This is a genomic window from Streptomyces sp. NPDC006450, assembly GCF_040612195.1.
GTDB lineage: Bacteria > Actinomycetota > Actinomycetes > Streptomycetales > Streptomycetaceae > Streptomyces.
In genome coordinates this window covers 1-1,236 of the sequence record NZ_JBEXPT010000276.1, presented here as the reverse complement: position 1 = coordinate 1,236, position 1,236 = coordinate 1, and the positions used below count along the sequence as shown (strand labels likewise).

The 1,236-nt window shown below is 75.8% G+C and carries 1 protein-coding gene; it reads right to left on the bottom strand.

Annotated elements, in window-relative coordinates:
* A partial coding sequence (locus ABZY57_RS32775) for a GAF domain-containing protein (RefSeq protein ID WP_356518198.1) occupies positions 1–1,236 on the bottom strand: 1,236 nt, incomplete at both ends.

Below are 1,236 nucleotides of genomic sequence, written 5' to 3'. Positions count from 1 at the left end.
CGCAGCGCCGCGTCGCAGTGGAGCACCAGGAGGGAGTGCGGGCGCGCGAGGTCGACGCCGAGTTTGCGGGCCCGGATCGTCCGGCTGCCGGTGTCGGGGGTGTGCCCCGGGTTCCGCGGGGTCAGCAGGTCGCTGAGGAGCTCACCGCGCACCCGGTCCTCGGCGTGGGCCACCGAGCGGCGCAGCAGCAGGAGGAGCGCGGTGACCAGGCCGGTGCGTTCGAACAGCCGCCGGTCGCTGTCCGACAGCTCCGCCCGGTCCGTCAGGGCGATGCTGCCGAGGAGTTCGGGCCCGGCCAGGACCGCGCAGACCCACACGCCGTCGACCGGCACGGCCCGGCCGCCGGAACGGGAGGCCGCCACCCCCTGGGCGGGCGCGCCGATCGGCTCGGTGGCGACCCGGGCCAGCTCGGCGCCGTCGGCATCGTGTACCACCAGCCCGCCCCGCAGCAGCGCGGCCACCTCCCGGGCCACATCGGTGACGTCCCCGCCGCGCAGGACCAGATCGGTGAGCCGGTCGTGGGTCTCGGTGGCCAGCCGTGCGGCCTCGCTGTGGGCCCGGGCGGTCTCGTTCGCGGCGTTCAGCTCGACCAGCGCCGTACGGGTCTCCTCCAGCAGCCGCGCCCCGTCGATGGCGACGGCCGCGTGGTCGGCCAGCGAGGAGAGCAGGGCCACCGCGTCGGGGGTGAACTCCCGCACCGACCGGTCGGCGGCGTAGAGCACCCCGATGACCCGGGAAGCGACGCGCAGCGGCACACCGAGGATGCCGCGCAGCCCCTCCTCGCGCACCCCGGCGTCGATGGTGCTGGTGTGCCGGAAGCGGTCGTCGGCGCGGTAGTCGGCGCTGGCGTAGGGCCGGGCCGTCTGCGCGACCAGACCGCCGAGGCCCTCGCCCATGCCGAGGCGCAACTGCTGGAAGGCGGCGGAGACGGAGCCGTCGGTGACCCGCATGAACGTATCGCCCACAACGGGGTCGTTGAGCGTGAGGTAGGCGCAGTCCGTACCGAGCAGGGTCCGGGCCCGTCGCACGATGGCCCGTAGGACCGCGTCGAGATCGCGCAGCGCCGCGAGGTCGCCGGCCGTGTCGAAGAGGGCGGTGAGCTCCGCCTCGCGCCTGCGGTGCTGGTCGAGCGTGCGCCGGATGTCGAGGGCGACCCGGGTCGCCTCCTCCACGAGGGCCTGCTCGGCGGAGTCGGCACCGGCGCTACGGGCCTGCGCGCCGGGCCGCGCGAAGTGC